The following is a 22,763-nucleotide window of genomic DNA, read 5'->3' on the forward strand; positions in this document are numbered from 1 at the left end:
ATCAATCCTCGACCACGGCCAGAATATCGCTCTGGCGGACGATGGTGCACTCCTCGCCGTCCACCTTGACCTCGGTGCCGGAATACTTGCTGGTGAGCACCTTGTCGCCCACCTTGACCAGCATCTCGACTGTCTTGCCATCCACCAGGCCGCCGGGACCCACAGCCAGAACCTCGGCCACCTGGGGCTTCTCTTTGGCGCTGCCGGTCAGGATGATGCCGCTCTTGGTGGTCTCCTCGGCCTCAACGGTTTTGATGACAACACGGTCTGCAAGAGGAATGATCTTCATAATTCTTGCCCTCCTATAATGAAAGAATTAAACTGTAACTTAGTTGTGCGGGCAGCGCGGCCGCCGGCCTGCTGCGCCGGATTTTTTGTTTAGCACTCCGTTTGCCTGAGTGCTAAGAGTATTGTACTCATCTCGGATGGAAAAATCAAGACCTTTGGGCAAATTTATCTGAAAAATTTTCAATTTCGTAACATTTTAAAATTTTATCTTGTCTGCGTTGTTTTTGTCCGGTTTTTTCGTTTTGTCGGTTCGACTGGGCCATTTTTAAGGAAAGGAGGGATGGTTTCAGGCCCTTTCCCCCAAGGCGCGACGGCGAGGGAAAGCCCCCGCGAAAGGGCTTTTTCTCCCCTGCCCGCCCACAAGAAAGCGATCCCCGCTTGAAAACCGCGGCGAAGTGTGGTAACATAGGCTTTGTTACAAACCTGAATACGCAAAACGCAGCGACGGAGAAAGTACGCGCCGTATGCACAGTACCAGAGAGGGGCTTCACCGGCTGAAAGGGCCCCCGGATGCAGCAGCGCAGGAAGTTCGCTCCCGAGCGGCCCGCGGGAACGGCAGCGATGCCCAGTAGTGCGGGACGGTTTGCCCCCGTTAGAGGCGTTTGAGCGCCGCCCCCAGTCTACTTTGACGGGGCGGAAACCGGGTGGTACCACGGAGCATTTGACAAGGCTTCGTCCCTTGGCTGGCAGTCTGCCGGCTGAGGGACGGGGCCTTTTTTGATCCGTGCTTTACGCGCAGGGGGCCGCCCCCCGCATGTTACAATTTTTGAAGAAGGAGAAAACATCTATGCAAGCAATCATCGACGAGCTGGCAAAACAGGCTGGGGAAAGCCTGGCACAGGTTTCCTCCAAGGAAACGCTGGCTTCCTTCTGGCAGGAATATCTGAGCAAGAACGGCAAGATCGCCGCCCTGATGAAGAACCTGCGCACCGTCGCGCCCGAGGAGCGCCCCGCCATGGGCAAGGTCATCAACGAGCTGAAGCAGAAGGTCCAGGCCGACTACGACGCCGCAGCCGACCGGGTCAACCAGGCCGAGCTGGCCGCCCGGAACGCCGCCGAGGCGGTGGACATCACCTTGCCCGCCAAGGTCCGCCCCATGGGTGCGCTGCACCCCCTGACCCTGGTGCGCAACCAGATCATCGACACCTTCTCGGGGATGGGCTTTGAGATCTACGAGGGCCCCGAGATCGAGGACGACGACCACTGCTTCACCCGGCTGAACGTCCCCAAGGATCACCCCGCCCGGGATATGCAGGACACCTTCTATCTGAGCGACGAGCTGCTGCTGCGGACCCAGACCTCCACCGGCCAGATCCGCACCATGGACGCCAAGAAGCCCCCCATCAAGGTTCTGGTGCCGGGCCGCGTCTTCCGCTCTGACTCGGACGCCACCCACAGCCCCATGTTCCATCAGATGGAGGGCCTGGTGGTCGACAAGGGCATCACCCTCTGCGATTTGCAGGGCATGCTGGACTCCTTCGTCCAGCAGCTGTTCGGCAGCGAGGTCCGCACCCGGCTGCGCCCCTCCTATTTCCCCTTCACCGAGCCCAGCGTCGAGGTGGACGTGAGCTGCTTTGAGTGCCACGGCAAGGGATGCAGCCTCTGCAAGCACACCGGCTGGATCGAGGTTCTGGGCGGCGGCGTCGTCAACCGCAAGGTTCTGGAAAACTGCGGCATCGACCCGGACGAGTATTCCGGCATCGCTTTCGGCATCGGCATCGAGCGGATCGCCATGCTGAAGTACGGCATCAACAACATCGGCCTGATGTTCGAGAACGATCTGCGGTTCCTGAAGCAGTTCCAGGAGTAACAAGGAGGATAGAATAAGATGAAAGTACCTTTCAGCTGGTTAAAAGAATTCGTCGACATCGACGTGACGGCACAGGAACTGGAAGAAAAGCTGTTCTCCTGTGGCTTTGAGGTGGAGGAGCTGATCGACCTGTCCGCCGGCATCGACAAGGTTGTGGTGGGCAAGATCACCGAGATCGAAAAGCAGGAGGGCACCCACCTGAGCAAGTGTGTGGTGGACTGCGGCGAGTACGGCCACGAGATCCGGATCAGCACCGGCGCCGACAATATCTTTGTGGGGGCCCATGTCCCCGCCGCCCTGGACGGCTCTACCCTGCCCGGCGGCATCCAGATCAAGACCCGGGTGATGCAGGGTGTGGAGTCCCACGGCATGCTCTGCTCCGGCGAAGAGCTGGGCCTGAACGACGACCTCTACCCCGGTTCCGAGGTGTACGGCCTTTTGATCCTGCCCGAGGACACCGTCCCCGGCGAGGACATCTGCAAGGTGGTGGGGCTGGACGACTATATCTTCGACATCTCCATCACCGCCAACCGGCCCGACTGCCAGTCGGTGCTGGGCATCGCCCGCGAGGTGGCCGCTGTGCTCCACAAGCCCCTCAAGATGCCCGCCACCGACTACACCGTGGCGCTGGAGCCCGACGAGCCCATCTCGGTCCAGGTGCTGGCCCCCGACCTCTGCCCCCGGTATATGGCCCACTACGTCCGCAACATCCGGATGGGCGAGTCCCCCCGCTGGATGAAGCGTCACCTGGCCCTCTGCGGCCTGCGGTCCATCAGCAACGTGGTGGATATCACCAACCACACCCTGCTGGAGATCGGCCAGCCCATGCACGCCTTCGACCTGAACAAGGTGGCCGGCCGGAGCATCACCGTCCGCCGCGCTCACCCCGGCGAGAAGATCGTCACCCTGGACGAGAAGGAGTTCACTCTGACCGAGAACAACCTGGTCATCTGCGACGCCGAGAAGCCGGTGGCCCTGGCGGGCGTCATGGGCGGCGCAAACTCCGGCATGGACGAGCACACCACCAGCCTGCTGTTCGAGTGCGCCACCTTCGCCCGGGATTCCGTCCGCAAGACCAGCCGCGCTCTGGGCCAGTCCAGCGACTCCTCGGCCCGGTACGAAAAGGGCGTGGACCGCTACTCCCCCGAGCTGGGCCTGGCCCGCGCACTGCACCTGATCCAGCAGCTGGACTGCGGCGACATCACCAGCCTGGAGTTCGACTGCCTCAGCGGCGGCCCCCTGGAGCGGAAGGTCATCACCACCACCCCCGCCAAGATCTGCGGCGTGCTGGGCATCGAGGTTCCCGCCCAGGAGATGATCGACATCCTGACCCGGCTGGACTTCACGGTGGATGCCTCCGGTGAGGAGTGGAAAGTCAGCGTTCCCCTCTACCGCGAGGACGTGGAGGGCTACCCCGACCTGGCCGAGGAGGTCATCCGGGAGTACGGCTACGACCACATTGTCCCCACCTTCCTGAAAACCGCTGCCGTCACCAACGGCGGCCTGAACCCCGACCAGAAGCGGACCCTGAAAGTCAAGCGGCTGCTGGCCGGTCAGGGCTTCTATGAGGCCTCTACCCTGGCATTCTACTCCCAGGCAGAGCTGGATATGCTCCACCTGCCCGCCGACGATGCCGCACGCCAGGCCATCCGGATCCTGAACCCCATCAGCGAGAACCTCTCCATCATGCGGACCCTGCTGGCCCCCTCCATGCTGAACGTCATCGTGGACAACCTCAAGAAGGGCAACAGCGCCGGCCGTCTGTTCGAAATGGCCCCGGTCTACCTGGCCAAGAGCCTGCCCCTGACCGAGATGCCCGAGGAGCGCCAGACCCTCTGCCTCGGCGCCTTCGGCCCCGAGGAGGATTTCTTCACCATCAAGGGCGCCATCGAGGCCCTGGGCGCCGCTCTGGGGCTGAGCTTCTCCTACGTCAAGGAGTCCACCCCCTGGCTCCACCCCGGCATCAGCGCCGCAGTATACTGCAAGGGCGTGCGGATCGGCGTGTTCGGCAAGCTGGCCAACGAGATCAACGCCGAGCTGAAGATCGCCAAGGACGAGAAGGACAGCCAGAACATCTACCTGGCCGAGCTGAACTATGCCGCCCTGGTGGGCTGCATCGAGGGCGAGCTGCGGTACAAGCCCCTGAGCCCCTATGCACCGGTCAAGCGTGACCTGGCCCTGGTCTGCGACGAGGCGGTTACCTGCGGGGAGATCGAGGAGACCATCCGCACCGCCAGCCCCCTGGTGACCGAGGTCAAGCTCTTCGACATCTACCGCGGCAAGAACCTGGGCGAGGGCAAAAAGAGCATGGCCTTCTCCCTGGTGCTGGCCGATCCCAACGCGGAGCTGAGCGCCGACCAGGCCGAGCGCGCCGTCAAGAAGATTCTGGGCAACCTGAAATTCAAGATGGGCATCGAAATGCGCTAATTTTTCATCCGCGCCGTAACTTTGTGCGAACCATAACGCCCATGTCGCGACAGTTGTAGGTACTGCGGCCCGTAAGGTTTCGGGGCTCGTACAAACCCTATTCCGCGACAGCGGTAGGAGCTGCAAGCCGTAAGGTTTTGGGGGCTCGTGCAAACCTCATTCCACGGCAGCGGTTCATCCGTACTGTAACGAAGAGCGGGCCATCACGCCCGTTCTGCGAAAACTTTAAGCTCTGCTGACCATTCGGCCAGCAGAGCTTTTTTGCATTTTATATCATAATATCAAATTGCAGACAAAGACCTACTGGCCCTCAAGCACCTAAAGCTGTCGCGGCATGAGCTTTGCGGTTCGCACAAAGTTACGGCGCGAATAAAAAGCCCTGCCGCCGGGCGTGTCCGGTATAGCAGGGCTTTTGTCTTGTTCAATTGGGGGCAACCGTGGTTATGAGCCGAACGGCCCGCAGCGCCTACAGCTGTCGCGGCGCGGGCTTCGCGGTTCACACAAAGCTACGGCGCGGTTGAAATTACGGGGTCAGACGGTTGGGGCCGCGGAAGAGGAACATAGCCTCTTTGATGCCAAGGCCCACCAGCAGCATGGTCAGCCGGTCGATGCCCAGGCCGAAGCCGCCGTGGGGCGGGCAGCCGTACTCGAAGAACTCCAGATAGAACTTGACGTCCTCTCCCAGACCCTTCTCCTCGGCCTGCTTTTTCAGCACCTCGTAGCGGTGCTCGCGCTGGGCGCCGGTGGTGATCTCCACCCCGCGCCAGATCAGGTCGTAGCCCTGGGGCACGCCGTTCTCATCCCGCATGTGGTAGAAAGCGCGCTTCTCGGCAGAGTAATCGGTGACGAAGAGGAACTCATGGTTATAGTGCTTCTTGACCCACTCGTAGCTCAGACGCTCGGCGTCGGTGGTCAGGTCGCCCTTCTCGGACTCGTCCACCGTGTAGCCGAAGTCCTCCTCCAGGCCCTTGTACAGCTCGGCCAGAGTAACCACCGGGAAGGGAGTCTCAGGGACCACAACCTCCAGGCCGAAGGTCTCCTTGATCTGGTCGCCGTAAGCGTCCTTCACCGCCTGGAGGGCAGCCTTCAGCAGCTCCTCCTCCATGTGCATAACGTCACGGTAGGACTCGATATAGCTGAACTCCAGGTCGAAGCCGGAGAACTCGGTGGTGTGCTTGGAGGTGAAGGACTTCTCAGCGCGGAACACGGGGCCCACCTCGAAGATCCGCTCGAAGCCGCTGGCCATGGCCATCTGCTTATAGAACTGGGGGCTCTGGGCCAGGTAAGCGTCCCGGTCGAAGTAATCCACCTTAAAGACATCGGCGCCGCTCTCGCTGGCGGTGGCGATCAGCTTGGGGGTGTGGATCTCGATGAAGTTCTTGTTCAGCAGGAACTGGCGCATGGCGTTGACCATAACGCTCTGGGCCTTGAACATCAGCTGGTTCTCATCGGTGCGCAGATCCACCCAGCGGTAGTCGATCCGCTGGTCGATGCTGGAGCGCTCCACGGCCTTCTTTTTCTTGGTGGCCGCAATCGCCTTGCGGACGATGGGCAGCGGCGCCGCAATGCTCTCGATCTTGATCTCCGACGGGACCATCTCCACGCCGCCCATCTTGACGTAGTCGTTGGCCATCACCTTGCCCACCACGGTGATCACCGAATCGGGGGTCAGCTGGTCGATGGTATCCACCAGCTCGGGATGATCGGCCTTCTCCACAGTGATCTGGAGTTTGCCGGTGATATCCTTGAGGACAATAAAGGCCATCGCCTTGCTGTTGCGCAGGTTCTCGATAAAGCCCTGCACTTTGACGGTGCTGTCGATCGCCTTCAGCGCGTCCGAAATATAGGTACGATTCATAGAAATCCTCCTCGTATGCCTGTTATCCTATTTATTATACTTCATTTCGGGTCAAAATCAATAGAAGCGGCAGGATTTTGCAGGCCCGGCGGGCATTTGGGGCCTGTCCCCTGCCGCTATGGAACAAAAAAGGAACGGCCCTGCTGCATCTCTGCTGCAAGGCCGTTCTCTGTGGTGCGAGGGAGGGGATTTGAACCCCCAAGGTTACCCACACGCACCTCAAACGTGCGCGTCTGCCAGTTCCGCCACCCTCGCATATCTGCCGCGGTTTTGAACCGCTCGGCGAACTGCTCAAGTATAATACCATATCCCCCCTGAAAAGTCAAGCACGGAATTCCATTTTCATAGATTTTTTTACCAATCATATCTTATAACCAAAAAACGATTTTCAAGGAGGCCGCTCCATGCTCTTTTTACGCTCCCCTTACATAGGGAACCGCCTGCGCTCGCTTTCCCTCTGTCTTATGCTGGCTTTTTCCCTGGGTTTTTTGTCCGGCCAGCTCTGGCCCTCCGTCACTGCGGCCGGGTGCCGTTTGGAGGACCTGACCCAAGACCCGGACACCCACTTCGCAGGGGCCGAACCCGCCCGGCAAGCTGCCGCCACCACCGGGGCCGACTCCACCCACGCAAGCCAAAAGCTGGTCTGTCTGACCTTTGACGACGGCCCCAGCAAAAACACTCCCGCTGTGCTGGAAGTGCTGGAACGGTACGGCGTCCCGGCCACCTTTTTTGTGATCGCCACCGGATACAACGACGAGTATCTGCCCCTGGTCCGCCAGGCCCGCGAGGCCGGGCACCAGATCGCCCTCCACTCCGCCTCCCACGATTACAGCGCCATCTACTCTAGCCCGGCGGCTTACTGGGAGGACATCGACCTTTTGCGGGAGCGGCTCTCCCCTTATGTGGACCCGGACGGCCTGACCTACCTGCGGTTCCCCGGCGGCAGCACCAACACCGTCAGCCGCAAATACGGCGGCGCGGGGATTATGAAGGAGCTGAAAGCCCAGGCCGAGGAAAAAGGCTATCAGTGGGTGGACTGGAACGTCTGCGGCGAGGACGCCGCCGGGGAAAAACTGAGCCCCGGGGAGATCTTTAAAAATGTGGTCAAGAGCACCAACGGCCAGAGCGTCTGCGTGGTGCTGCTCCACGACTCGGCCACCACCTCCACCACCCCCGAGGCCCTGCCGGACATCATCGGCTGGTATAAAGAACAGGGCTATGAGTTCTGCACCGTAGAGCAGCTGTACGAGAAATAACAAGGGCAGCAAAACAGCAAAAGCCCGCAGGCCAGAACGCTTTTCGCGTCCGGTCTGCGGGCTTTTATCAGGTTAATTACTGGCCGTCTGCAAAGAAGGTGCAGAAGGTGCGGTAGGCCATGTATAGGTCCATCTTGTGGATGACCTCAAAGGGAGAGTGCATGGACAGGACGGGCACGCCGATGTCCAGGACCTCGATGCCCTGGTGTGCCACGTACTTTGCGACGGTGCCGCCGCCGCCCAGGTCGATCCGGCCCATCTCGCCGATCTGCCAGGAGATGCCGGCCTCGTCCATCATCCGGGTGACGCGGCCCACCAGCTCGGCGGAAGCGTCGCTGGCGCCAGACTTGCCGCGGCTGCCGGTGTACTTGAAGATGGCCACGCCGCGGCCTGCGTAGGTGCCGTTCTGGGGCTCGAAGGCGCTGGCCCAGGTGGGATCGTAGGCAGCGGTAACGTCGGCCGACAGGCAGACGCTGTTCTGGAAGGCGCGGATGGAGTCGGCCTTCTGGCAGGCGCAGAGCTGCTGCAGGAAGTGGAAGGTGAACATGCTGTTCATGCCGGTGACACCCTCGCTGCCGATCTCCTCCTTGTCGGCCAGGACGCAGACGGTGGTGTAGGCGGGGTTCTTGCACTCGATCTCTGCCCGCAGGCCGGCATAGCCGTCCACACGGTCGTCGTGGCCGTAGCCGCCCACCATGGAGCGGTCGAAGCCCACATCCTGGGCCTTGTGGGCGGGGACAACCTCGATCTCAGCCCGGACAAAGTCCTTCTCGGTGATGCCGTACTTCTCGTTCAGCAGCAGCATGGTGTTCAGCTTGACCTTCTCCTTGATCTGGTCGTCGGCCACCGCCTCGGAACCGATCAGGACGTTCAGCTCCTCACCCTTGATGCCGTCCTTCAGGGGACGCTCGCCCTGCTCCTGGCCCAGATGGGGCAGCAGGTCGGTGATGCAGAAGACGGGATCGCCCGGCTCCTCACCGATCCGGACGGTCACCGAGCTGCCGTCGGCACGGGTGAACACGCCGTGGATGGCCAGGGGCAGGGTGACCCACTGGTACTTGCGGATGCCGCCGTAGTAGTGGGTCTTCAGGTAGCTGAAGTGGCCCGCCTCGTACAGGGGATTGGGGCGCAGGTCCAGACGGGGGCAGTCGGAGTGGGCGATCACCAGACGGAAGCCGTCCTCGAGGGAGCGGCTGCCGATGGTGGCGCAGAGCACCGCTTTGCCCTGGTGGATCAGATAGACCTTGTCGCCGGGGGCGTAGGTCTTGCGGTCGTCAAACTTCTGGTAGCCGGCCTTCACCAGCTCCTTCTCGCAGTAGTCGGCCACCTCGCGCTCGGTCTTGCCCTCGTCCAGGAAGGTCTTGTAACCCTCGCTGAACTCGGATGCAGCCTGACGGGCGGCGGCGTCCTTGTCGCCGGCATAGGCGGGCTCATACATAAGCTCTTTTGCTTTTTCAGTCAATTCGCTCATTGTTTTTACCTCGTATTCTCTCATATTCCTATTCAAGAGCCGTAAAGCTCTGTATAGCATTGATAACGTTCCAGAATTTTCTGGACATAGTGGGCCATCTGGGTGTAAGGAAACTCGGCCAGGATGGTGCCGTCCCGGGTGTACTGCCCATTTTCCAGCAGGGCATCCACGGTGCCCCAGCCGCTGTGATAGGCCGCCGCCGCGGTGGCGATGTCTCCCCCGTACCGCTCCAGGCAGAGCTTTAGATAATACGCTCCAAACCGGATGCTGCAATCGGGGTCATAGAGGCTGTCAAAGTTCAGCGCCTCGTCCGGCGCGATTTTGCTCTTGATCCAGTAGAAAGTTTCCTCGGTCATCTGCATGAGGCCCCGGGCCCCCACACTGGACTCGGCCTCGGGGTCGAAGCTGCTCTCGGTGTGGATAAAGCTATAAATCAGCAGCGGGTCCAGGTCATAGGCAGCGGCCCAGCCCTCCACCTCGGCGGCGTAGCACCGGGGGTAGCGCCATTCCTGTACCTGGCGGAGGATCTGGGGCAGCTGGACAATCACCAGCGTCAAGATCAGCACCAGGGCGGCGCTCTTAAAAAAATGCTTCAAATCGACCGACCCGAGCCCCCTTTCTGCCCGGCGGCCCGGGCCAGAAGCTGGTCCAGCACCCGGCCGGCGACCTGCCGCAGGGTTTCCAGGGTGCCGGTATTTTCCAGCTGGAAGGAAGCCCGGGCGGTCAGGACATCTTCGGGGGTTTGGGCGTCCAGACGGCGGCGGGCCATCTCGGGGGAGATGCCGTCCCGCCGGGCGATCCGCTCCACGCTGGTTTCATAGGGGGCCGTCACCACCACCAGATCGTCGCACTCGGCCTCCAGGGCCGTGCCCACGATCACCGCGCCGTCGATGGCAAAGAGGGGGCTGCCGGCTTCCCGGGCCGCCTGGCGGGCCGCCCGCACCCGGCGGATGATCTCCGGATGGGTGATCTCGTCCAGGGCGGTTTTCCCCTCCGGGGTGGCAAAAGCCCGATCCGCCAGCAGGCGGCGGCGCAACGCCCCGGTGTCCGGCTCCAGAATATCCGGGCCAAACCGCTCCGCCAGTTTTTCCAGCACCGGCGAGCCCGGCAGCAGAATCTCCCGGGAGATCTGGTCGGCATCCGCTACCGGAATCCCCCGCTCCACAAAGAGGGCGGTGACAGTGGATTTGCCGCAGCCGCTGCGGCCCGTGATCCCTACCGTCCTCATAGGTCGATCACCCGGAAGGCGGCGGCCCGGATCAGGCGGTTATACACCGCCATGGAAAGGCCGTCTTTTTGGGGGCAGCGGGCGTAAACCACCCGGTCCCCCTGTTCGTCCAGGGCCCGCAGGCACCGGAACAGGTGCTTGGCCTGGTCCTCGCCGTCCCCTTCCCTGCCGTATTCAATGTAGGGCACCCCCAGCTTTTCCCCCTCGCCGGTGAAGCAGAGGCAGGCCGGGTGCTCCGCCGCGTGGGCCTCGAGATAGGCTTTGAACTGGTCGAAACTGCCGTTCAGCAGGGTGATATCCGCCTTGGGGGCGTAGTGTTTATACTTCATGCCGGGGCTGCGGGCCACCTCGCCCTCTGCCAGGCGTTCCAGAATGGCGCCGGAGACTTCCACCTCCTCCCCCAGGGCCCGCTCCAGGTCCTCCAGGGTGATATGGCCGGGGCGGAAGAGGGTGGGCTTTTCGCCCACCACCGAAACGACGGTGGACTCCACCCCCACCTGGCACTCGCCGCCGTCCAGAATCAGGGGCAGACGGCCCTGCATATCGTTCCAGACGTCCTGGGCGTTGGTGGGGCTGGGTTTGCCCGAGAGGTTGGCCGAGGGGGCCGCAAAGGCGATGCCGCTGGCGGCGATCAGCCGCTGGACCACCGGGTGGCTGGGCATCCGGATGCCCACCGTATCCAGCCCGGCGCAGCACTCGGCCGCCACCTCCGGCCCCCGGGGCATGATGATGGTCAAAGGCCCGGGCCAGAAGGCCGCGGCCAGAAGCCGGGCCCGCTCGGGGAACTCACTCACCAGACCGGGCAGCATCTCCACACTGGCAATATGAACGATCAAAGGGTTATCCTGGGGGCGGCCCTTGGCCTCGAAGATCTTGGCCACCGCCGCGCCGTTCCGGGCGTCGGCGGCGATGCCGTAGACCGTCTCGGTGGGCAGAGCCACAATCTCCCCCTGCTGCAAAAGGGCGGCAGCCCGGGCAATGCCCGCCTCGTCCGCTGCGCAGCAAATGGTCTCTATGCTCATGATATCTGATCCACTTTCTGGCCCGTCAGGCCGGGCCGTTTAGTTGTTTGAGTTTTTCCGCCTGCTCCCGGCAGGCCAGTTCGTCCAGAAGATCGTCCAACCCGCCGTCCATAATCCGGTCCAGATTGTGGAGCGTCAGCCCGATGCGGTGGTCGGTGCAGCGGTCCTGGGGGAAATTGTAGGTGCGGATTTTCTCGCTCCGGTCCCCTGTGCCCACCTGGCCCTGACGGCTGGCGTTGATGGCGTCCTGCTGGGCCTGCTGCTTTTGGGCCAGCAGACGGCTGCGCAGCACCTCTAGGGCTTTGTCTTTGTTCTGGAACTGGCTGCGCTCGTTCTGACATTCTACCACCATACCGGTGGGGAGATGTGTCACTCGGATGGCGCTGGACGTTTTATTGATATGCTGGCCGCCCGCGCCGGATGAGCGAAAGGTGTCAATCCGCAGGTCTTTCATATCCAGCTGGACCTCCACCTCTTCGGCCTGGGGCATCACCGCCACCGTGGCGGTAGAGGTGTGGATCCGCCCTTGCGTCTCGGTCTCGGGCACCCGCTGGACCCGGTGCACCCCGCTCTCGTATTTGAGCCGGCTGTACACCCCCGCCCCGCTGACCGAGAACACCACCTCTTTGGCGCCCCCCAGCTCGGTCTCGCTGAGGTTCAGAATCTCCATCTGCCAGCCTTTATTCTGGATATACATGCTGTACATCCGGAACAGGCTGTGGGCAAAGAGGGCGGCCTCGTCGCCGCCGGCGCCGCTGCGGATCTCCATAATCACATCGCGGCCGTCGTTTTTATCCTTGGGCAGCAGCGCAATCTTGAGAATATTTTCCAGCTCTGCCATGTTTTGCTGTTTTTCGCAAATTTCTTGGTGTACAATATCTCTAAACTCCGCATCCAGGGTATCGTCCTGGAGCAGCGCCCGGGCCTGCTCCAGGTGATCCCGGGCGGTCTGCCAGCTGCGGTATGCCTCGATGGCCGGCTGGGCGTCGTGGTATTCCTGCATCAGCCGGCGAAACAGCGCCGGATCGGCGGCAGTTTCGGGCTGGTTGAGCCGCTCGGCCAGTTCTTCAAACCGGCGGCAGGCGGCTTCCATCTGTTCAAACAAAGGACATGCTCCTTTCCTGGTGAATGTGCCGGCGGGTCAGGCCCTGGGGGCCCGGCGGACCGTGTACAAAACAGGAGCGGAGCTAGCCGTTTTCGGCCGGCTTGATCACTTTTTTAATATTTTTCTCAATCTTGGCCCGGGGGAGCATGATCTCCCGCCCGCAGCCGGTGCAGCGGATGCGGAAGTCCATCCCCACCCGCAGCACCTCGAAACTACAGGCGCCGCAGGGGTGCTTCTTCCGGGTCTGGATGGTATCTCCAACCGCAATATCCATAGGCAGGACTCCTTTCTGCCCGCACTCCGGCGGGCAAACTGCGGACGGTTCGGGGGCGCGCCCCGCAGGCGGCCGCAGCTTTATTTAGTATAATCCAAATTCGTTCAAAATGCAAATATCCGCCCAGCCCGGCGCATATCGTTTAGGGAACCGCATTTCTCCCCTTTGGGACAGGCAGCCCGGCTGCCCGCGGAACAAATCGACAGAACAGACAGAAAGAGGAATGAAACATGATGCAAACCTTCCGAACCGAAGAAAATTACCGCAGCGCGGACCGTCTGACTGAGTCCGAGCTCCGGGCCGCCATCGCAAACCGGGAAATCTTGCAGAGCACGGCCCTGGCCTTTGACACCCACCGGCAGCTGCGGTTTGAGATCGGGGGAACCCGGGCGGTGATGCCCTTCTCCCAGTGCGCCGACGGCGCCGAGGATGGCGCGGTGCGGGACATCGCCGTACTGACCCGGGTGGGCCGCCCCACCTGTTTTGTGATTGAATCCATGGATCCCGGCCCCGACGGCCGGCCCGTTTACCAGCTGTCCCGGGCCGAGGCCCAGCGGATGTGCAAGGCGGAATATCTGGACCAGCTCCAGCCCGGGGACATCCTGCCCTGCACCGTCACCCACATCGAACCCTTCGGGGCCTTCTGCGACGTGGGCTGCGGCATCAGCGCCCTATTGCCCATCGACTGCATGTCGGTGAGCCGGATCTCCTCCCCCGCCGACCGGGTCAGCGTGGGGCAGCAGATCCTCTGTGTCATCAAGAGCCGGGACCCCCAGGGCCGGTTCGTGCTGACCATCCGGGAGCTGCTGGGCACCTGGGCCGAAAACGCCGCCGCCTTTACCACCGGGGAAACGGTGGTGGGGATCGTCCGCAGCGTGGAGGACTACGGCACCTTCATCGAGATCGCCCCCAATCTGGCCGGGCTGGCCGAGAGCTGCCCCGACCTCCACCCCGGGCAGGCCGTCAGCGTGTACATCAAAAACATCCTGCCCGAAAAGATGAAGATCAAGCTGGTGATCGTCAACCACAACCTGGGCCAGAACCTGCGGTTCGACCTGCGGTACTTTATCACCGAGGGGCATCTGGACCACTGGCTCTACTCCACCCCGGAGAGCCGGAAACGGATCGAAACGGAATTTAATTGTCCGGCTTGCAATCCGGCCTAAAAACTTTTATACTATAAAGCAGATACGGGAACGCCCGTCCGCTTGTCCTGTGCAGGCGGGCGGCTTCTCTCTGCCTGTGAAAGGAGCCGAGGCTCCTCTAAAATAAGCCGCCGAAAAAGGATGTGAAGGATATGGCCGCACACGATGCTTTTACCGCCGGGGTCAAACCCGGCGGGCTGACCAGCAGCACCGAGATCCGGCTGCTGCTGTGCTATCTGATCCAGAACGCCGGGCCCCTCACCCGACAGGAAATCGAGACTGCACTGATGGAGGAGCAGCTGGTCAATTACTTTGAGATCGGCTCCTGTCTCGACGACATCACCCGCCAGGAGCTGGTCCGCCTGGAGGGCGAGCGCTACGCCATCACCGAAAAAGGCCGCCGGGTCTCCCAGGAGCTGGGGTACGATCTGCCCCGGAGCGTCCGGGAGCGGGCCGTCACCGCCGTATTGCAGGCCCAGGTCTGGGCCCGCAAAACCGCCGAGTACAGCGCCCGGATCACCGAGAAAGAGGACGGCCACTGCGTCATCCGCTGCACCGTCAACGGGCTGAACGAGGAGCTGTTCTGTTTGCAACTGACCATGCCCGACAAGATGACCGCCGAACTGGTCAAGAAACGGTTCATCCTCCGGGGCAACGAGATTTACCAGCTGCTGATCAACAAGCTGACCGAAGAAGAATCCTAACCCCCCAAAACACCGACAAAAGCGCCGCCCGCGTTTTACAAAACGCAGGCGGCGCTCTTTTTTCAGGGGCCTTTCACAACAGGATACAGATCAGGCCGGTGCAGCCGTCGTTGATCACCCGCTCCAGAGTATCCTGGAGCCGGGCCCGGGCCTCCTGGGGCATATGGAGCAGTTTGCCCTGCAAGCCCTCGTTGACCAGCTCGTGGAGGCTTTTGCCGAAGATATTGGACTCCCAGATCTTCACCGGGTCCTCCTCGAAATCCCCCAGCAGGCTCTTGACCAGGTCCTCGCTCTGTTTCTCCGTCCCCACAATGGGGTTGATCTCGGTGCGGATCTCCGCCCGCATCATGTGGATGGAGGGGGCGCTGGCCTGGAGCCGGACCCCGTACCGGCCCCCCTGGCGGACGATCTCGGGTTGTTCCAGGTGCAGCTCGTTGATGGTGGGCATGACGATGCCGTAGCCGGTGGCCTCCACCTGTTCCAGGGCGCTGCGGATCTTGTCGTACTCCCGCCGGGCCCGGGCCAGCTCGATGATGCAGGGCATCAGCCCCGCCTCGTCCCCGATCTCCAGGCCGGTCTGCTCGCTGAGCACCTGGTAGAACACCTCCGGTTTCAGCTCCACCGTCACCCGGACGCTGCCCTCGGCCAGGTCCATGGACCCCACCACCGAGCGCTGGACCGCGTCACATTCCAGGGCCTCGGCCCCTTCGGTGCCCTGCAAGTCCTTCATCCGGGTGATCTTCTCAGCAAATTTCAGGGCGGCATCGTAGACCGCGCTCTGGAGCCAGTGGCCGCTGTCCAGCATGGTGACCCACCGGGGCAGGGCGAAATCCAGCTCCTTCACCGGGAACTCATAGAGCACCGTCTCCAAGATCTTGCCCAGCTGGGCGGCGTCCAGATCCACACAGCTCACCGGCAGAACCGACCGGCCGTAGTCCCGCTCCATCCCGGCGGCCAGCTGAAGGGTCTCGGGTGCATCGGGGCGGGTGCTGTTGAGCAGAATAATAAAGGGTTTGCCCAGGGATTCCAGCTCACCGATGACCCGCTGCTCGGTTTTGGCGTAGCTCTCCCGGGGGATATCGCTGACGGTGCCGTCGGTGGTAACCACGATCCCGATGGTGGAGTGCTCATAAATCACCTTCTGGGTGCCGGTCTCCGCCGCCTGGTCAAAGGGGATCTCCTCCTCAAACCAGGGGCTCTTGACCATCCGGGGTTTCTCGTTTTCCTCGTGGCCCATGGCGCCCTCCACCATATAGCCCACGCAGTCGATCAGCCGAACCCGGCACTCGCCCCCGCCCTCCAGCTGGAGGGGAACCGCCGACTCCGGGATGAACTTGGGCTCGGTGGTCATGATGGTCCGCCCCGCGGCGGACTGGGGCAACTCGTCCCGGGCCCGGGCCCGGGCGGCGGCGTTCCCGATGCCGGGGAGAACCAGCTCTTCCATAAACCGCTTGATGAAGGTGCTCTTGCCGCTGCGCACCGGCCCCACAACCCCGATGTAGATATCGCCGCCGGTGCGCGCGCCAATCTCCCGATACAGCGCCGTATTTTCCAATGTTTTATCCTCCCTTTCGCTCAGGCCCCCGGCACCAGCAGGCGGCAGGGCGATGTCAGCGACTTGGTCCCCGCCTCCAGGTTGTTGGCCGTCATCATCTGGCTCGGGGAGACGTGGAATCTCCGGGCTATTGCGAACAGCTCCTCGCCGGCTTGGGCGTAATAGATGCGCAGAGAAATTTCCGGGTCGGCCTGCGCCAGCTCCTCCCCCAGTTCGATCGCCCCGATACAAGGCCATTTGTGACGACATAGTACCGCTCCCTCCGCATGAACCGTAAGTGAAACTTCAAGTGTGCCCCCGACGCAGCTGGCCTGGATGCCCTCGGCACTGAGCCAGCACTCGGGGTACAATTCGCCCCCGGCCGGCGCTGCCGCCGGCATCGGCAGAACAAATTCCAGCGCCTTGTCGTAGCTTTCGATCTCGCCCAGGCTGTTCTCGCCAAAAGCCGTTACCAGCACCCGGGCCGTCAGCGCCGGGGTGTTGCCCCGCTGGACGATCTGGGTGGGGCCAAAGGACGCAAAACAGGCCAGCAGCCGGGTATTCTCATCCGGCAGCGGGCCGGAGCCGGTCACAGCGGCGCTCTCGTCCAGGGTACAGGCCAGTTTCTCAATTTCCAGCTCCTGGGTCTCGGCGCGGGTCTCGTACCGGGTGGAAAAGGCGTCCGTCACGCAGTTCAGCTCATAGGGGCGCCAGGCCCGCAGGTGGAGCAGCGCCGTGGCGGTCAGCCGCCCGGGGGCGTTCCCCTCCCCTTCCAGCACGGCAAAGCCCACCGGCTCCACCGTGCACAGGCACTGACAGTCCTCGGTCAGCCCCTCCACGTCCAGAATCTGGTTGAAGGGCACCGTCACCGTCTGGCTCTGGAGGGTTTTATCCCCCTGGGCCCGCCAGGCACAGCTGGCCCGGATCTCCCCTTTGGCCACCCCTTTGCCGTTCAGGAGTTTGAGCTCCCGCAGAACCGCCGACCCGGTGATATCCAGGATGGCGGCGGGGGGCTGGGGGAACCGCAGATCTCCGTCCGCGGTGATAAGCTTATCCAAAACGGCGGCGCACCGCACCCCCTGCAAAAGGGTCTGCTGCTGCTCCGCCCCGCCGTCCGACAGGGCGGTGATCACCTCGGTGCGGCACTGGGTGTGCACCGAGGCCACCAGCCCAAAGGCCCCCCGCACCTCGATCCGGCGGGAGTTCACCGCCCGGCAGTTGAGATACTCGGTCTCCCCCTCCACCACGGCGCTCCAGGAGGAAAACGCAAAGCTGGGCAGCTCCACGCTCTTGTTAAAGGGCAGTTTCTGTTCGGTCTGGCACAGACCCGCCCCGTCCTCGCCCTGGTAATAGACAATACAGCGGATGTACCCTTCCAGCGTGAGCCTGCCCGGCTGAAGCTGCTTTTGCAGCACCACCGGGCGGGCAAAACACTTGACGATCTTGAACACCTGAGGCAGATAGTCTGAGATCAGAATTTCGGTCTCGATGGGAATCTCCGCCTTGACGGTGCAGCTCCCGCCGGCGGCGGAAAGCGTATCGCGGAAAACCTTCAATTCCATATTCGGCGCTCCTTTCCTGTCCTTGCGCATGGTGTATTATATTCACCCCGCAAATCCCTTATGACGGAGGCCAAACCCGGGGATCCGGTCAATTTTTTTCGGTTTGCTCCCGGTTTGTTTGCAGTTTTTTCAATTTTTTGTGGTAAAGTATGGACATGCAAAGACATACTTTCCTGTCAAAGCCTGGATCCGGTGGTTTTACCTTTTCTTTTTCCATGGCAGAGAGTATAATATAGACAGGCTTTATCAAACTATGGAGGCTACTATGTATAATTTTTCCGGCTGTCCCTGCTCGGTCTGCGGCAAGCCGCTCTCCCAAAAGGACGATATCGTTGTATGCCCTGACTGCGGCGCCCCTTACCACCGCGCCTGCTACGAAAAGGCGGGCGCCTGTGTCCACGCCGGCCAGCACGGGTCCGGCTTTGAGTGGACGCCCCCGGCAGAGGTTCTGGAGCAGCCGGTCTGCCCGGTCTGCGGCGAGCGCAACCCTGTGGGGGCCCAGCAATGCACCCACTGCCACGCCTCGCTCCAGAAAAAAGAACCGCCCGCCGAGCCGGGCGGCAGAGCGCCGCAGCCCGAAAGGCCCGGGGCGGGTTTTGATTACGCCAGCTTTTACCAGAACATGCAGAACCCGGGCGCGGGCGCAGCCGCCAGCCCCTTTGACGCCAGCCGGACGGTGGACGGCATCTCCTGCGCCGACTGGGAAAACTATCTGGGGCCCTTCGGCATCACCTATCTGAGCGATTTTCTCCGCATGCAGCGGGAGGACCGCAAAACGTCCATCAGCCTGGGGGCGACCCTTTTCGGACCCTTCTACTTCTTCTACCGCAAGGCCTGGAAACCCGCTTTCGGCTTTCTGGCGCTGGAGCTGGTGCTCAACCTGCCCACCCTGTTCCAGCTGATGCAGATTTCCGGCAGCCCTTATGCCCCGGGGTTCAGCTCCTCTACCCTGGTTGTTCTGACCCGGATCGCCTCCGTCGCCAGCTTCGTCATGATGATTGTGCGGGGCATCTACGGCAAGTATCTGTACCGCAAGAGCGCCGCAGAGCGGATCCGCCGCATCCAGGCCAATTTCCCGGACAGCGACCAGCGCGCCTTTGTCCTCCGGGCCCAGGGCGGCGTCAGCTGGGCGGCCGTGGTGGGCGCCTTTATGCTGCTGATGGTGTTCGGCGCGATCTTCAGCCTTTTCCTGGGGCCCAATCTGGAAGCCGTTCTCAACATGCTCTATCTGTGAGGCAAAGCCCTTTCTGTGGGGGCTAGAAAATAATGTAAGACAGTCAAAAAACAAAAAGGAGTTGGAGTCATGAAACCAGTCACCAAAGCAGTCATCCCCGCCGCCGGTCTGGGCACACGGGTTCTGCCCGCCACCAAGGCAATGCCGAAAGGTATGCTGCCCATTGTGGACAAACCTGCCATCCAGTATCTCGTGGAGGAGGCGGTCCGCTCTGGCGTCACCGATATCCTGATCATTCTGGGGCGGAACCAGAGCATCATCGAGGATCACTTTGACCGCTGCCCGGAGCTGGAAGAAAAGCTGGCCGCCCCCGGCAAGGAAAAGCTGCTGGAGGAATGTCTGGGGATCGCCAATCTGGCCAACCTCTACTTTGTCCGCCAGAAGCAGACCCTGGGCCTGGGCCACGCGGTCAGCACCGCAAAGGCCTTTACCGGGGACGATCCCTTCCTGGTGATTTACGGCGACGACGTCATCATCGGCGAGGACCCCGTCTGCGCCCAGCTGATCCGCGCTTATGAGGAATTCGGCCGCCCGGCCGCCGGCGTCTGCGCCGTCCCCTGGGAGGACGTGAGCCGCTATTGCAGCCTGAAAACCACCCCCATCCACGACAATTACTTCTTTGTGGACGACATGATCGAGAAGCCCAAGAAGGGCCAGGAGTTCAGCAACTATTCCATCCTGGGCCGGGTGCTGCTGACGCCGGAGATCTACGATCTGCTGGCCCGCACCAAGCCCGGCGCCGGCGGCGAGATCCAGCTGACCGACGCCATGGCAGAGTACGCCCGGACCAAGGGCGGCATGACCGCCGTGGCTTTCACCGGCAAGCACTACGACATGGGCAACAAGCTCTGCGTCGCCCAGGCGCAGGTGGAGCTGGCCCTCGCCCACCCCGAGATTGGCCCGGCGTTCCGGGAATATCTCAAAGAGTTCTGCAAGACCCTCTGAGAAGGCCCGCTGAAGGTTTGACCAGCAAATTTTCAGAATAAGACAAACAAAAATGCCCCGCAGCTCTCGATGAGCTGCGGGGCATTTGCTGATTGCTGATTATTTTGAACGGGTTGTTACATTCGATTAGTCGCTGATATAGGGCATCAGAGCAACGTGACGAGCGCGCTTGATGGCGATGGTCAGCTCGCGCTGATGGTATGCGCAGGTGCCGGTCACACGGCGGGGAATGATCTTCGCACGCTCAGAGACGTACTTGCGCAGACGGGGAACATCCTTGTAATCGATGGTGTCGATACGATCGACACAGAAGCTGCAGACCTTCTTGCGGCCGCGGCGCATGGGGCGCGCGGGGCGAGAGCCTTCGGTTCTTTCAAAAGCCATTGCTGGTTACCTCCTGTTGAATTTTTTGATCGATACGGTTGCGAGAGTTTAGAACGGCAGATCGTCGTTGTCGTCGATCACGGCAAAATCATCCGCGCTGCCGGCGGAATAGCTGGGAGCAGCCTCCACAGCGGCCGGGCGCGCGTGCTGCGCGTTCTGGTAGGACGGACCGCCCTGATAGGGGGCGCCGGAACCTGTGTTGCCGGAATTCTTGGGGCCTGCAAAGCTGATGTTGTTGGCCACAATCTCGATCGCGTTCCGGTTGTTGCCGTTCTTATCCTGATACTGGCGGCTCTGGAGATTGCCTTCGATGGCAATCAGGCTGCCTTTCTGGAAATACTTGCAGACAAACTCGGCTTGCTGGCGCCAGGCGACCACATCAAAGAAGTCGGTCTGACGCTGTTCGCCCTGGCGGGCAAAATTGCGGTCGCATGCGATACGGAAGCTGGCAACGCTGATCCCGTTGGGGGTGGTGCGAAGCTCCGGGTCCGCCACAAGACGGCCCATGATGGCAACAACATTCAACATAGGGCAAGCTCCTTAGATTCTCTTGGAATTAGTCTTCCTTAGCAACGATCAGGCTGCGCATGACGCCTTCAGTGATCTTGTACACACGGTCCAGCTCAGCGGGGAACTCGGGGGCACTGGTGAAGTTGATCACAGTGTAGACGCCCTCGGTCTCGTCGTTGATGGGGTAGGCCAGACGGCGCTTGCCCCACTCGTCGATCGCATCAATCGTGCCATTGGCCTCGATCAGGGACTTGAACTTACCAACCAGAGCGGCGGTAGCCTCCTCGTCGAGGGTGGCGCTGGTAATCAGCATGGTTTCGTACTTTGCCATTTTGTAGCACCTCCTTTTGGACTTTAGGGCCTCGGTTGAGGCCAAGGATCCGCAGACCAAAGAGCTCTGCGGGGCTGTCTTTCCAGACAGCAATTTATTATACCAAGTGTTTTGTCAAATGTCAACGGGGAATTTCCGCTTTTTTGCAGAAAAAACAATTTTTACTCCGGCATTTTTCTCACAGCACAAAACAAGCCCCCTGCTCCCGCAGGGTCATCTCGTGGCAGCTGCCCGGGCCGAACACCGCCTCGATCCGGCTGCGGTATTCTCCCAGCAGATCCCGGGGCACAAAGGCCTGGATGGTACCCGCAAAGCCGCCGCCCTGCATCCGCCAGACCCCTCCCCGGCCCCCCAGCACCTGCTGGCTGACAGCCAGCGCCACCGACAGGCTCTGGTGAGCGGGAGAGCCGGAACAGTAGACGTTCTGGCAGAGAGTAAAGGAATCGTGGCCGCTGGCCAGAATCAGCCCCATAAAGTCGTCAAACCGGCCCTCCCGCAGGGCCCGCACCTGCTCGGGCACCCGGGCATTCTCTCTAAAGTAGTGCATGGCCCGCAGCGCCGCCCGGTCTCCGCAGGCCCGGCGCACCCGGGGCAGCTCTGCCCAGAAGTCCTCCGGAGCCACCTGGCCCAGCACCCCGCAGCCGAACTGGGCCGCCACCGCCTCCATCTCCTGGCGGATGGCCGCAAACTCCCCGGTCAGCTCGCTGTGGCTGCCCCGGGTATCCACCACGCAGAGGGCAATCTCCGGGGGCAAAAGCCCGGGAATATGGATTTTTTCCACCTGGGGCTGGTCGGGCTGGACAAAATCTGCAAAGACCACGCCTCCCACGGCGCTGGTCAGCTGGTCCAGCAGGCCGCTGGGTTTTCCGAAATAGATGTTCTCCGCATACTGGCCAATCCGCGCCACCTGGGGCGGGGTCAGCCCGGCCTGGTATTCGTGGTTCAGGATCGCCCCCATCGCCATCTCAAAGGCCGCCGAGCTGGACAGCCCCGATCCCCGCAGCACATCGCTGGTGGTGTAGGCATCGAACCCGCCCACCGGCCGCCCCGCCGCACGGAACCCCTCCGCCAGGCCCCGGATCAGGCTGGCCGAGTGGGTGGACTCCCGGTGCTGGGGGTGGGGTTCGGCCAGGTCGATGACGTCCAGTTTATTGAACCCCCGGGACTTGACCCGGATATAACCGTCGGTGTTTTTCGCGGCCACCGCCACCAGGTCCAGCTGGACCGCCGCCGCCAGCCCATAGCCGTGCTGGTGGTCGGTGTGGTTGCCCCCCAGTTCGGTCCGCCCCGGAGAGGAAAAAAGCTGCACTTCCCTGCCCGGGCCATAATACCGCTCAAACTCCGTCAGCGCCGCGCACCAGCGCGCCCGCTGCCGCGCCAGTACCTCTTCCCGCTCTCCATACAGGCCGCACAGCAGATCATCCCACCTGCCCTGCTCAATCTCCTGCCGTCTCTGCGCACTGGTCGCCATAATGCCGCCCCCTTCGCCGCATTTATCCGATTCGATTCTCCCCGCCCGGGCCGGCCGCCGCTCTGTGCCCCGCCCGCGCCCAAAGCATTTTATTTTTAGATAGGAACATTGTAATGCACCGCGGTCCATTTTTCAATTTACAGATGGATTGATTCCGCATTTTTGGCGTCAAGGCCAAAGAAGAAAATGTACTTTTGTTGAATT

The 22,763-nt window shown here is 61.9% G+C and carries 21 protein-coding genes and 1 tRNA gene; 7 read left to right on the top strand and 15 right to left on the bottom strand.

Going from position 1 to position 22,763, the window contains the following annotated elements; all coding sequences use genetic code 11:
* Position 1 precedes the first annotated feature (1 nt).
* Positions 2-289 carry a co-chaperone GroES gene (locus JCM17207_RS02055; protein ID WP_238315942.1) on the bottom strand — a complete coding sequence of 96 codons (288 nt, stop codon included), beginning with the start codon at positions 287-289 and terminating at the stop codon, positions 2-4.
* Between the two features lie 786 nt (positions 290-1,075).
* Here JCM17207_RS02055 and pheS point away from each other — a divergent pair.
* Both pheS and pheT read left to right on the top strand, forming a co-directional pair.
* Positions 1,076-2,098, top strand: a complete 1,023-nt coding sequence (gene pheS, locus JCM17207_RS02060; RefSeq protein WP_238315943.1) for a phenylalanine--tRNA ligase subunit alpha — start codon at positions 1,076-1,078, stop codon at positions 2,096-2,098.
* A gap of 18 nt (positions 2,099-2,116) precedes the next feature.
* On the top strand, positions 2,117-4,525 hold the full coding sequence (gene pheT, locus JCM17207_RS02065) for a phenylalanine--tRNA ligase subunit beta (RefSeq protein ID WP_238315944.1): 2,409 nt from the start codon (positions 2,117-2,119) through the stop codon (positions 4,523-4,525).
* A 523-nt stretch (positions 4,526-5,048) separates the two neighbouring features.
* Here the strand turns inward: pheT and aspS are convergent.
* Together aspS and JCM17207_RS02075 are read right to left on the bottom strand one after the other, a co-directional pair.
* Positions 5,049-6,383, bottom strand: coding sequence for an aspartate--tRNA(Asn) ligase (aspS, locus tag JCM17207_RS02070; protein WP_238315945.1), 1,335 nt, complete (start codon positions 6,381-6,383; stop codon positions 5,049-5,051).
* Positions 6,384-6,555: 172 nt separating this feature from the next.
* A tRNA-Leu gene (locus JCM17207_RS02075) sits at positions 6,556-6,638 on the bottom strand.
* Positions 6,639-6,847: 209 nt separating this feature from the next.
* Here JCM17207_RS02075 and JCM17207_RS02080 point away from each other — a divergent pair.
* Positions 6,848-7,639: a polysaccharide deacetylase family protein gene (locus JCM17207_RS02080; protein ID WP_238315946.1), complete on the top strand. Its 792-nt coding sequence runs from the start codon at positions 6,848-6,850 to the stop codon at positions 7,637-7,639.
* A 76-nt stretch (positions 7,640-7,715) separates the two neighbouring features.
* Here JCM17207_RS02080 and JCM17207_RS02085 read toward each other — a convergent pair whose 3' ends face one another.
* The 6 genes from JCM17207_RS02085 to JCM17207_RS02110 all read right to left on the bottom strand — a co-directional run bounded on the left by JCM17207_RS02085 (position 7,716) and on the right by JCM17207_RS02110 (position 12,739).
* Positions 7,716-9,110 carry an aminopeptidase gene (locus tag JCM17207_RS02085; RefSeq protein WP_238315947.1) on the bottom strand — a complete coding sequence of 465 codons (1,395 nt, stop codon included), beginning with the start codon at positions 9,108-9,110 and terminating at the stop codon, positions 7,716-7,718.
* Between the two features lie 32 nt (positions 9,111-9,142).
* Positions 9,143-9,706 (bottom strand): lytic transglycosylase domain-containing protein, encoded by a 564-nt coding sequence (locus tag JCM17207_RS02090; protein ID WP_238315948.1) that lies wholly within the window; start codon positions 9,704-9,706, stop codon positions 9,143-9,145.
* Positions 9,703-10,338, bottom strand: a complete 636-nt coding sequence (gene coaE, locus JCM17207_RS02095) for a dephospho-CoA kinase (protein ID WP_238315949.1) — start codon at positions 10,336-10,338, stop codon at positions 9,703-9,705. The genes JCM17207_RS02090 and coaE overlap by 4 nt, the downstream gene beginning before the upstream one ends.
* Positions 10,335-11,360 carry an L-threonylcarbamoyladenylate synthase gene (locus JCM17207_RS02100; RefSeq protein WP_238315950.1) on the bottom strand — a complete coding sequence of 342 codons (1,026 nt, stop codon included), beginning with the start codon at positions 11,358-11,360 and terminating at the stop codon, positions 10,335-10,337. The genes coaE and JCM17207_RS02100 overlap by 4 nt, the downstream gene beginning before the upstream one ends.
* A gap of 25 nt (positions 11,361-11,385) precedes the next feature.
* Positions 11,386-12,453, bottom strand: coding sequence for a peptide chain release factor 1 (prfA, locus tag JCM17207_RS02105; RefSeq protein WP_373871907.1), 1,068 nt, complete (start codon positions 12,451-12,453; stop codon positions 11,386-11,388).
* A 94-nt stretch (positions 12,454-12,547) separates the two neighbouring features.
* A complete protein-coding gene (locus tag JCM17207_RS02110; RefSeq protein WP_238315952.1) occupies positions 12,548-12,739 on the bottom strand; it encodes a DUF951 domain-containing protein in 192 nt (63 codons plus the stop codon).
* 230 nt (positions 12,740-12,969) lie between these two features.
* Here JCM17207_RS02110 and JCM17207_RS02115 point away from each other — a divergent pair, with 230 nt between their 5' ends.
* Both JCM17207_RS02115 and JCM17207_RS02120 read left to right on the top strand, forming a co-directional pair.
* On the top strand, positions 12,970-13,905 hold the full coding sequence (locus tag JCM17207_RS02115; RefSeq protein ID WP_238315953.1) for a S1 RNA-binding domain-containing protein: 936 nt from the start codon (positions 12,970-12,972) through the stop codon (positions 13,903-13,905).
* Positions 13,906-14,036: 131 nt separating this feature from the next.
* Complete coding sequence (locus JCM17207_RS02120; RefSeq protein WP_238315954.1) at positions 14,037-14,588, top strand: DUF4364 family protein; 552 nt, start codon at positions 14,037-14,039, stop codon at positions 14,586-14,588.
* Between the two features lie 73 nt (positions 14,589-14,661).
* Here JCM17207_RS02120 and spoIVA read toward each other — a convergent pair whose 3' ends face one another.
* Both spoIVA and JCM17207_RS02130 read right to left on the bottom strand, forming a co-directional pair.
* On the bottom strand, positions 14,662-16,143 hold the full coding sequence (spoIVA, locus tag JCM17207_RS02125) for a stage IV sporulation protein A (protein ID WP_238315955.1): 1,482 nt from the start codon (positions 16,141-16,143) through the stop codon (positions 14,662-14,664).
* Between the two features lie 20 nt (positions 16,144-16,163).
* Complete coding sequence (locus JCM17207_RS02130; RefSeq protein ID WP_238315956.1) at positions 16,164-17,684, bottom strand: DUF3794 and LysM peptidoglycan-binding domain-containing protein; 1,521 nt, start codon at positions 17,682-17,684, stop codon at positions 16,164-16,166.
* A 253-nt stretch (positions 17,685-17,937) separates the two neighbouring features.
* Between JCM17207_RS02130 and JCM17207_RS02135 the strand changes: the two genes are divergently transcribed.
* Together JCM17207_RS02135 and JCM17207_RS02140 are read left to right on the top strand one after the other, a co-directional pair.
* Positions 17,938-18,918, top strand: a complete 981-nt coding sequence (locus JCM17207_RS02135) for an RING finger protein (protein WP_238315957.1) — start codon at positions 17,938-17,940, stop codon at positions 18,916-18,918.
* Positions 18,919-18,987: 69 nt separating this feature from the next.
* Entirely contained in the window at positions 18,988-19,863 is an 876-nt protein-coding gene (locus tag JCM17207_RS02140; RefSeq protein ID WP_238315958.1) for a UTP--glucose-1-phosphate uridylyltransferase, read from the top strand.
* A gap of 126 nt (positions 19,864-19,989) precedes the next feature.
* On the opposite strand, the gene rpsR is transcribed toward JCM17207_RS02140, so the two are convergent.
* The 4 genes from rpsR to JCM17207_RS02160 form a co-directional block, all read right to left on the bottom strand.
* On the bottom strand, positions 19,990-20,247 hold the full coding sequence (gene rpsR / locus JCM17207_RS02145; RefSeq protein ID WP_238315959.1) for a 30S ribosomal protein S18: 258 nt from the start codon (positions 20,245-20,247) through the stop codon (positions 19,990-19,992).
* Positions 20,248-20,295: 48 nt separating this feature from the next.
* Complete coding sequence (locus JCM17207_RS02150) at positions 20,296-20,775, bottom strand: single-stranded DNA-binding protein (RefSeq protein ID WP_238315960.1); 480 nt, start codon at positions 20,773-20,775, stop codon at positions 20,296-20,298.
* Positions 20,776-20,803: 28 nt separating this feature from the next.
* The gene (gene rpsF / locus JCM17207_RS02155) at positions 20,804-21,088 is read right to left on the bottom strand and encodes a 30S ribosomal protein S6 (protein ID WP_238315961.1); all 285 of its coding nucleotides are present in this window, start codon (positions 21,086-21,088) and stop codon (positions 20,804-20,806) included.
* A 178-nt stretch (positions 21,089-21,266) separates the two neighbouring features.
* A complete protein-coding gene (locus tag JCM17207_RS02160; RefSeq protein WP_238315962.1) occupies positions 21,267-22,559 on the bottom strand; it encodes a galactokinase in 1,293 nt (430 codons plus the stop codon).
* Between the last annotated feature and the right edge of the window lie 204 nt (positions 22,560-22,763).

The organism is Faecalibacterium gallinarum (assembly GCF_022180365.1).
Classification (GTDB): Bacteria; Bacillota; Clostridia; order Oscillospirales; family Ruminococcaceae; genus Faecalibacterium; species Faecalibacterium gallinarum.

Bases quoted from the DNA above. Each gene is read 5' to 3' on its own strand.
- JCM17207_RS02055 (WP_238315942.1), bottom strand. From the start codon at position 289: ATGAAGATCATTCCTCTTGCAGACCGTGTTGTCATCAAAACCGTTGAG.
- pheS (WP_238315943.1), top strand. From the start codon at position 1,076: ATGCAAGCAATCATCGACGAGCTGGCAAAACAGGCTGGGGAAAGCCTG.
- pheT (WP_238315944.1), top strand. From the start codon at position 2,117: ATGAAAGTACCTTTCAGCTGGTTAAAAGAATTCGTCGACATCGACGTG.
- aspS (WP_238315945.1), bottom strand. From the start codon at position 6,383: ATGAATCGTACCTATATTTCGGACGCGCTGAAGGCGATCGACAGCACC.
- JCM17207_RS02080 (WP_238315946.1), top strand. From the start codon at position 6,848: ATGCTGGCTTTTTCCCTGGGTTTTTTGTCCGGCCAGCTCTGGCCCTCC.
- JCM17207_RS02085 (WP_238315947.1), bottom strand. From the start codon at position 9,110: ATGAGCGAATTGACTGAAAAAGCAAAAGAGCTTATGTATGAGCCCGCC.
- coaE (WP_238315949.1), bottom strand. From the start codon at position 10,338: ATGAGGACGGTAGGGATCACGGGCCGCAGCGGCTGCGGCAAATCCACT.
- JCM17207_RS02100 (WP_238315950.1), bottom strand. From the start codon at position 11,360: ATGAGCATAGAGACCATTTGCTGCGCAGCGGACGAGGCGGGCATTGCC.
- prfA (WP_373871907.1), bottom strand. From the start codon at position 12,453: ATGGAAGCCGCCTGCCGCCGGTTTGAAGAACTGGCCGAGCGGCTCAAC.
- JCM17207_RS02110 (WP_238315952.1), bottom strand. From the start codon at position 12,739: ATGGATATTGCGGTTGGAGATACCATCCAGACCCGGAAGAAGCACCCC.
- JCM17207_RS02115 (WP_238315953.1), top strand. From the start codon at position 12,970: ATGATGCAAACCTTCCGAACCGAAGAAAATTACCGCAGCGCGGACCGT.
- JCM17207_RS02120 (WP_238315954.1), top strand. From the start codon at position 14,037: ATGGCCGCACACGATGCTTTTACCGCCGGGGTCAAACCCGGCGGGCTG.
- JCM17207_RS02130 (WP_238315956.1), bottom strand. From the start codon at position 17,684: ATGGAATTGAAGGTTTTCCGCGATACGCTTTCCGCCGCCGGCGGGAGC.
- JCM17207_RS02135 (WP_238315957.1), top strand. From the start codon at position 17,938: ATGGAGGCTACTATGTATAATTTTTCCGGCTGTCCCTGCTCGGTCTGC.
- JCM17207_RS02140 (WP_238315958.1), top strand. From the start codon at position 18,988: ATGAAACCAGTCACCAAAGCAGTCATCCCCGCCGCCGGTCTGGGCACA.
- rpsR (WP_238315959.1), bottom strand. From the start codon at position 20,247: ATGGCTTTTGAAAGAACCGAAGGCTCTCGCCCCGCGCGCCCCATGCGC.
- JCM17207_RS02150 (WP_238315960.1), bottom strand. From the start codon at position 20,775: ATGTTGAATGTTGTTGCCATCATGGGCCGTCTTGTGGCGGACCCGGAG.
- rpsF (WP_238315961.1), bottom strand. From the start codon at position 21,088: ATGGCAAAGTACGAAACCATGCTGATTACCAGCGCCACCCTCGACGAG.
- JCM17207_RS02160 (WP_238315962.1), bottom strand. From the start codon at position 22,559: ATGGCGACCAGTGCGCAGAGACGGCAGGAGATTGAGCAGGGCAGGTGG.